The sequence below is a fragment of the Azonexus sp. GW821-FHT04F04 genome (genome assembly GCF_059420025.1).
Genome location: NZ_JBWKSX010000004.1, coordinates 409,913 through 417,430 on the forward strand (window position 1 = coordinate 409,913; position 7,518 = coordinate 417,430).

The 7,518-nt window shown below is 60.7% G+C and carries 6 protein-coding genes and 1 pseudogene; all 7 read right to left on the reverse strand.

Annotated features, from left to right (window positions below; translation table 11 throughout):
- Positions 1-101: 101 nt before the first annotated feature.
- Positions 102-734 (reverse strand): response regulator, encoded by a 633-nt coding sequence (locus AC07TV_RS11315; RefSeq protein WP_494648453.1) that lies wholly within the window; start codon positions 732-734, stop codon positions 102-104.
- Positions 731-1,768, reverse strand: a complete 1,038-nt coding sequence (locus tag AC07TV_RS11320) for a PAS domain-containing sensor histidine kinase (RefSeq protein WP_494648454.1) — start codon at positions 1,766-1,768, stop codon at positions 731-733. Before AC07TV_RS11320 ends, AC07TV_RS11315 begins: the two co-directional genes overlap by 4 nt.
- An 89-nt stretch (positions 1,769-1,857) precedes the next feature.
- Positions 1,858-3,531, reverse strand: a complete 1,674-nt coding sequence (locus tag AC07TV_RS11325; RefSeq protein WP_494648455.1) for a cation acetate symporter — start codon at positions 3,529-3,531, stop codon at positions 1,858-1,860.
- Positions 3,528-3,842, reverse strand: a complete 315-nt coding sequence (locus AC07TV_RS11330; RefSeq protein ID WP_494648456.1) for a DUF485 domain-containing protein — start codon at positions 3,840-3,842, stop codon at positions 3,528-3,530. The genes AC07TV_RS11325 and AC07TV_RS11330 overlap by 4 nt, the downstream gene beginning before the upstream one ends.
- 104 nt (positions 3,843-3,946) lie before the next feature.
- Positions 3,947-5,590, reverse strand: a complete 1,644-nt coding sequence (locus tag AC07TV_RS11335) for an electron transfer flavoprotein-ubiquinone oxidoreductase (RefSeq protein ID WP_494648457.1) — start codon at positions 5,588-5,590, stop codon at positions 3,947-3,949.
- A gap of 2 nt (positions 5,591-5,592) precedes the next feature.
- Positions 5,593-7,371 carry an acyl-CoA dehydrogenase C-terminal domain-containing protein gene (locus AC07TV_RS11340; RefSeq protein ID WP_494648458.1) on the reverse strand — a complete coding sequence of 593 codons (1,779 nt, stop codon included), beginning with the start codon at positions 7,369-7,371 and terminating at the stop codon, positions 5,593-5,595.
- A 24-nt stretch (positions 7,372-7,395) separates the two neighbouring features.
- A pseudogene (locus AC07TV_RS11345) lies at positions 7,396-7,518 on the reverse strand (electron transfer flavoprotein subunit alpha/FixB family protein); the annotation flags it as partial.

Genomic DNA, 7,518 nt, shown 5'->3' on the forward strand with positions numbered 1-7,518 from the left:
GTTGGCTTAGAACAAGGAGGGTAGGCCGCCCGGCGGTCAATTCCTGCCGGATATTTCCATCTTCGCTGTCAGAAAATTCTGATATTTCAGTCCGGGGCTATTCATTCGGTGATGCCATGTTCGAGGCAATAGCGCACCAGGTCGGCATTGCTGTGCAAGCCGAGCTTCTCCAGCACACGTCCGCGATAGGTACTGACGGTCTTGACGCTCAGGCACAGCTCTTCGCCGATGTCCGTCAACGACACGCCTTTGACGATCAGGCGCAGGATATGCCACTCCCTTTCGGTCAGGCGCTTCCAGGCGGGTGGCGCGTCGGCGGTGGAGCCGTGCAGCAGGTTTCCCGGTGCCACACCCGGCGGCAGGTAGTAGCCGCCACCGGCGGCGATGCGAATGGCGGCAACCAGTTCGGTAGCGTCGCGATCCTTTGAAAGATACCCGTGCGCTCCGGCCTGCAGGGCAATCGGGGCGTACTGCGCCTCCGGGTACATCGAGAGCAGGATGACCGGCTGGACCGGCCACTCGAGACGGATGCGGCGCAGGGTATCGAGACCGCTACGGCCGCCCATGTTGACGTCGAGCAGGACCAGCCCGAATGTTCGCTGGCGCAGGTACTCCACTGCCTCCTGCCCGTTCGCAGCCTCGGCGACGATGCGCATGTCCGGCTCGTCCGACAACAGGCGACGAACGCCACTGCGAAAAATCGCATGGTCATCGGCCATCAGGATTTCGATCATGCAGCATCCTCCAGCGGAATCACGACCTGCAGACATGTGCCTCCCGCGGCATTCGGCAGTAGCGACAGTTGCCCGCCAAACTCCCTTGCCCTTTCGGCCATGCTGACCAGGCCGATGCTCTTGCCAGTCAGCGTCGGGCTTGGCATGCCGCGACCGTTGTCTTCGATTTCCATATGCAGGCAAGCATCGGCCGCTCTGACGCGAACGACTACCCGTGTGGCCTGGGCGTGACGAGCGATATTGGTCAGCGCTTCCTGGCAAATCCGGTAGGCAGCCGTTTCGCGAGGCTGCGACAGGCGCACAGCGAACTTGTCAGCATCAAGTTCACACGCGATCTCGGTCCGTTCGGCAAACTCGCGCAGGGCGCTGTGCAAGGCGGCCACCAGATCGAGGTGATCGAGTACCCCCGGGCGCAGGTCTTCCGAAATGGTACGCACGGTATCGATGCTCTCCTGAACCAATTGCGAGAGATCGGTCGTGATTTCCAATAGTTCCGGGTCGTTGATGCGCCGATTGATCCGGTGAATATCGAGCTTCATTGAGGTCAGCATGCCGCCCACCACGTCGTGCAGTTCGCGGGCAATGCGTGCCCGTTGTTCCTCGCGCGCCGTGTTGATGTAAGCCGCCAGTTCGCGCAGGCGCTCGCGCGACAGGCGCAGTGCTTCCTGTTGCTGCAACTGGTCGGTGATGTTGATGCCGACGCCGACCACCGCCGGTCGTCCGCGAAACAATACGCTCGACCCATGCACCTCAAGGTGCACCGACTCGCCAGTCCGGTGCCGGCCGATAGTTGTGTAACGGATACTGGGCACTTCGCCACTGATCCGGCGATGGAAATTGGCGATGGTCGCTTCCTGCATTTCCGGAACGACGGCCTGGCGAAGATGCATGCCGGTCATTTCCTCTGGCGTATAGCCCAGCATGCTGGCGAAGGTAACGTTCACGTACTGGAAGACTTCGTCCTGGATTACATACATGCCAGCCAGAGACTGCTCGACGATGCCACGGAAGGGAATAGCTAATTCATTCTCCATCTTGCACCCCAAGAAAAAAAGGAGCCCGAAGGCTCCCGAAAGGAATGAGACGACGGGTGTGTTCTCCGAAGTCTCACCCGCAGAGTCGCTTAGTGCGCGTGTGCACCGGAAGCACCGAGCCCGGTCTGGGCGCGGATGTACTGCTCTTCGAAAGCTTCCTTTTCCTTGTCAGCACGGATGCTCTTGTCGGTAACCGACAGCAACCAGGTAACGAAGAAGGCGAGCGTCATCGACACGATGGCCGGATGGTCATACGGGAAGATGGCGGCCTTGTTGCCGAGAATCTTGACCCACACGGTCGGCGACAGGACAACCAGGCCTACCGAGGAAACCAAGCCGGTGATACCACCCCACAGTGCGCCCCGCGTCGTCAGCCCCTTCCAGTACATGGACAGGATCAGGATCGGGAAGTTGACGGAGGAAGCGACACCGAATGCAAGCGCGACAAGGAACAGCACGTTTTGGTCCTTGAAGGCAATGCCGAGCAGGATGGCGGTGATGCCGAGGCCGATGGAAGCAAGGCGGGTGACCTTCATTTCCTGGGCGCTGGTCGCCGAGCCCTTCTTGATGACGCGGGCGTACAGGTCGTGCGAGATGGCGGAGGCACCGGCCAGCGCCAGTCCGGAAACCACAGCCAGGATGGTGGCGAAAGCAACGGCCGACAGGAAGCCGAGGAACACATCGCCGCCAACCGCCTTGGCCAGGTGCATGACCGGCATATTGCCGCCGCCGATGACCTTGCCGCCGACTTGGCCGCCCTCGAAGAAGGCCGGATTCGTACCGACGATATAGATTGCACCTGCGCCGAGCACCATGGTCACCATAAAGAACAGGCCGATGAAGCCGGTTGCATAGAACACCGACTTGCGTGCTTCCTTGGCGTTCGGCACAGTGAAGAAGCGCATCATGATATGCGGCAGGCCGGCCGTACCGAAGAGCAGGCCGAGCGACAGCGAGAAGGCGGAGATCGGGTCAGCCATCAGCGAACCCGGCGCCATCAGCTTTTCGCCCAGCTTGTGATTCTGGATGGCCTTGGTGAACAGATTTTCTAGCGACCAGTCAAACTGCGCCAGGGTCAGCAGCATCAGGGTGATACCGCCACCGAGCAGCAGGCAGGCCTTGATGATCTGCACCCAGGTCGTTGCGGTCATGCCGCCGAAGGTAACGTACACCATCATCAGGATGCCGACGACGACCACGGCATAGTTGTACTCCAGCCCGAAGAGCAACTGGATCAACTGGCCGGCACCAACCATCTGCACGATCAAGTAGAAGCAGACAACGGTCAGCGAACCGATTGCCGCAAAGGTGCGGATGCGGTTCTGGTCAAGACGGTAGGAAGCGATGTCGGCAAAGGTAAATTTGCCAAGGTTGCGCAGGCGCTCCGCCATCAGGAACATGATGATCGGCCAGCCGATGAAGAAGCAAACGGCGTAGATGAAGCCATCGTAGCCCTTGAAATAGACCATCGAGGTCAGACCAAGCAGGGTCGCCGCCGACATGTAGTCGCCAGCGATGGCCAAGCCATTCTGGAAGCCGGTGATACCGCCGCCAGCGGTGTAGAAGTCTGCCGTTGTCTTGGTCTTGCCGGCGGCCCACTTGGTGATGCCGAGCGTGGCCAGCACGAAGACCATGAACATGGCAATGGCGCTGATGTTGAGCGGCTGCTTCTCGACGCCTTCAATGGCGCCACCGGCAGCAAAGACGGTGAAGGAGAAGGCGAGCAGGCTGCCGGCGATCAATGGGGTGAGGGAGCGCTTCATTTGCGAGCCTCCTTGAGGACTTCTTCAGTGATCGAGTCGAACTCACCATTGGCACGGCTGATGTAAACACCGGTCAGCAGCCAGCCGCCTATGACGATCAGTGCCGCGATGGGCCAGCCGATGGTGATGACGCTGCCTTCGCTGATCTTGGCTGCAAAAATCTGCGGTTGCGTCGAGACGAGGAACATGAAGGTGTAGTAAGGCACCAGCACGAGCAACGACAGAATGATGGCGAAGCGCGTGCGCTTGCCGACTAGCTCGGCGAATCGCGGATTGCTCCGAATCTTCGCCTGGATATTGGGTTGTGACATAAGACCTCCTGGAAACTCCGATAAATTTGTGGTGCTGCGCTGTTCTCGGGTTTTCATGTTTTTTCCGGTCGACCGTGGAATTTTCCCGGTCGGCTCAATTTGAACTACATGTTTGGATAGTTCGGCCCACCGCCACCTTCCGGCACCGTCCAGTTGATGTTCTGGGTCGGGTCCTTGATATCGCAGGTCTTGCAATGCAAGCAGTTCTGCCCGTTGATCTGCAGGCGCGGCTTGCCTTCTTCCTCGCCGAGGATTTCGTACACCCCGGCCGGGCAATAACGCGTTTCGGGCGAGCCGTACTTGGCGTAATTGACGCTGATGGCGACGCTTTCATCCTTGAGGCGCAGGTGCGTCTGCTGGTTTTCCTCGTGGTTGGTGGCCGAGAGGAAGACCGAAGACAGGCGATCAAAGGTCAGCTGCCCGTCCGGCTTCGGATAGGCAATTTTTGGATGACTGTTCTTGTCGCCGAGTTGCGTGTGGTCGTCGTGGTGATGCAGGGTCCACGGCGCCTTGCCCTTGAAGACATAGGTGTCGATGGCGCCGTAAGCCAGCGCGCCCCACAGGCCCCACTTGAAGGCAGGACGGATGTTGCGGACCTGATAGAGCTCGTCCCACAACCACGATTTCTTGATCTGCTCGGCGTACTCGGTGGCTTCCGCCCCGGCGTTGTCCTTGGCCAGATGTTCGAAGACCGCTTCGGCGGCGACCATGCCCGATTTCATCGCCATGTGCGTGCCCTTGATCTTGGGCACGTTGAGGAAGCCGGCCGTGTCGCCGATGAGCAAACCGCCCGGGAAGGTCAGCTTGGGCACCGACTGGTAGCCACCTTCCGACAGCGCACGGGCGCCGTAGGAAATGCGTCGGCCGCCTTCGAAATAGCCACGGATGGCCGGATGGGTCTTGTAACGCTGGAATTCCTCGTAGGGCGACAGCCAGGGATTCTTGTAATCGAGACCGACGACCATGCCGATGGCGACGAGGTTGTTTTCCAGGTGATAGAGGAAAGAACCGCCATACGTGTCGCTGGTCAGCGGCCAGCCCACCGAGTGCACGATCAGCCCTGGCTGGTGTTTGGCTGGATCGATTTCCCACAGCTCCTTGATGCCGATGCCGTAGGTTTGCGGATCGACGCCGTCACGCAGATTGAACTTGGCAAACAACTCCTTGGTCAGCGAGCCACGGCAGCCTTCGGCGAAGATGGTCTGCTTGGCATGGAGTTCCATGCCCGGCTGGAAGTTATGGCCAGGCTGGCCATCCTTGCCGATGCCGAGGTCGCCAGTGGCAACGCCCTTGACCGAGCCGTCTTCGTGATAAAGCACTTCGGCCGCAGCGAAACCCGGATAGATTTCCACGCCGAGCGCTTCGGCCTGCTCGCCAAGCCAGCGGGCCAGATTGCCCAGGCTGATGATGTAGTTGCCGTGGTTGCCCATCTGCGGCGGCGTCGGCAGTTTGTAAGCGCCCGCTTCCGTCAGGAACAACAGCCGGTCTTCACCAGCCGGCGTATTGAGCGGCGCGCCGCGTTCCTGCCAGTCGGGAAAAAGTTCGGCCAGGGCGTGCGGTTCGAGCACAGCGCCGGACAGAATGTGGGCGCCGATTTCAGACCCTTTTTCGAGCAGGCAAACCGAGACTTCCTTGCCGCTCTGCTCGGCCAGTTGCTTGATGCGAATCGCCGACGACAGCCCCGAAGGGCCGCCGCCGATGATCACGACATCGTATTCCATTGCATCGCGATCGGTACGCGTGGTCATGATCAGAACAGGTTTTCAGGCAAGGCGAAGACCGACTCTGCGCCACCGGTCATTTCGGCCGAGTAGGCAGCGGCGAACGGCAGCTGGTGGGCGGCGAAGTAGTTCGCCGTGGCCAGCTTGGCCTTGTAGAAGTCGTCAGTCGTGCCTTCCGCAATGTGCTTGACGGCGATGGCCGCCGACTTGGCCATCAGCCAGCCGCCGACGACGATGCCGGTCAGCTTGAGGAAAGGCACCGAGCCGGCATGGACGGCCTGCGGATTGCTTTCGTAGTTGGCGACGATCCAGTCTGCTGCGGTCGACAGGGCATTGATGCCGTTTTTCAAATGGGTAGCGATGCCGGCCAATTGCGCGTTGGCAGCGAAAACTTCGGCATCGGCCGACATTTCGGCGATAAGCGTCTTCATGGCTGCGCCCGGCACCTTTTCGCGGGCCAGCTTGCGGCCGACCAGGTCGTTGGCCTGGATGGCGGTGGTGCCTTCGTAGATGGTCGTGATGCGCGAGTCGCGGTAGTACTGCGCCGCGCCTGTTTCTTCGACGAAGCCGACACCACCGAAGACTTGCAGCGCCGTCGACGACAGCTCGACGCCCTGCTCCGTGCTCCAGCCCTTGACGACCGGGGTCAGCAGATCGACGCGGGACTGGGCGGCTGCATTGCCAGCATGGGCGCGGTCGATGTTGGCGGCGGTGTAGTAGGCCAGCGTGCGCATGGCTTCGGTTCGCGACTTGACATCCATGAGCATGCGGCGGACGTCGGGGTGATGCAGGATGGTCTTCTTGACACCCGACTTGTCGCCGACCGGGGCGCCTTGAACGCGCTCGCGGGCGTACCACAGGGCGTGCTGGTAGGCGCGTTCGGCAATGCCGACGCCTTCGAGGCCGACATTGACGCGGGCATGGTTCATCATCGTGAACATGTAGCCGATGCCCTTGTTCTCGTCGCCGATCAGGTAGCCGACGGCGCCTTCGTTCTCGCCGTAGGACATGACGGCGGTCGGGCTGCCATGGATGCCGAGCTTGTGTTCGATCGAGGCGCAGATCAGGTCGTTGCGCTTGCCGAGCGAACCGTCGTCATTGACAAGGAACTTCGGCACGAGGAACAGCGAAATCCCCTTCAGTCCCGGCGGCGCATCCGGCAGGCGGGCCAGCACAAGATGGATGATGTTTTCGGCGACATCATGCTCGCCCCAAGTGATGAAGATCTTGGTGCCGCTGACCAGGAAGGTGCCATCGCCAACGGCCTTGGCCTTGCTGGAAATGGCGGCGAGATCGGAGCCGGCGTTCGGCTCGGTCAGGTTCATGGTGCCGGTCCACGTGCCTTCGACCATCTTCGGCAGGTATTTTTGCTTGAGTTCGTCGGACGCGTGGTGGGCAATGGCTTCGATGGCGCCACCGGTCAGCATCGGGCACAGGCCGAAAGCCATGTTGGCGCCCTTCCACATTTCATTGACAGCCATCGAGACGATGGCCGGCAGGCCCTGACCGCCGAATTCCGGCGAGAAGGGCATGGAGTTCCAGCCGGTTTCGGCGAACAGCTTGTAGGCTTCCTTGAAGCCAGGCGCCGTCGTGACGACGCCGTCCTTGCAGACGTGGCCGACGCGGTCGCCGACGCTGTTGATCGGGTCGAGGACGCCGGTGGCGAACTTGGAGGCTTCGTCGAGGATGGACTCGACGAGATCGACGGAACACTCCTCGTTACCGGGCAGGGCGCAAATTTCTTCGAGGCCGGCCACTTCGTTGAGGACGAACTGCATGTCGCGAATCGGGGCGATATAGGTGCTCATGGGGTTTCTCTCCGTATTGCTTGTTTAGATGGCGGCGACGAGGGCCGGGATGGTTTCGAACAGGTCAGCGACCAGCCCGTAATCCGCCACCTGGAAGATCGGTGCATCGGGATCCTTGTTGATGGCGACGATGACTTTCGACTCCTT

What these genes read in the sequence shown, in the direction of transcription:
- AC07TV_RS11315 (WP_494648453.1), bottom strand. Translation starts at nt 734, where the DNA reads ATGATCGAAATCCTGATGGCCGATGACCATGCGATTTTTCGCAGTGGC.
- AC07TV_RS11320 (WP_494648454.1), bottom strand. Translation starts at nt 1,768, where the DNA reads ATGGAGAATGAATTAGCTATTCCCTTCCGTGGCATCGTCGAGCAGTCT.
- AC07TV_RS11325 (WP_494648455.1), bottom strand. Translation starts at nt 3,531, where the DNA reads ATGAAGCGCTCCCTCACCCCATTGATCGCCGGCAGCCTGCTCGCCTTC.
- AC07TV_RS11330 (WP_494648456.1), bottom strand. Translation starts at nt 3,842, where the DNA reads ATGTCACAACCCAATATCCAGGCGAAGATTCGGAGCAATCCGCGATTC.
- AC07TV_RS11335 (WP_494648457.1), bottom strand. Translation starts at nt 5,590, where the DNA reads ATGACCACGCGTACCGATCGCGATGCAATGGAATACGATGTCGTGATC.
- AC07TV_RS11340 (WP_494648458.1), bottom strand. Translation starts at nt 7,371, where the DNA reads ATGAGCACCTATATCGCCCCGATTCGCGACATGCAGTTCGTCCTCAAC.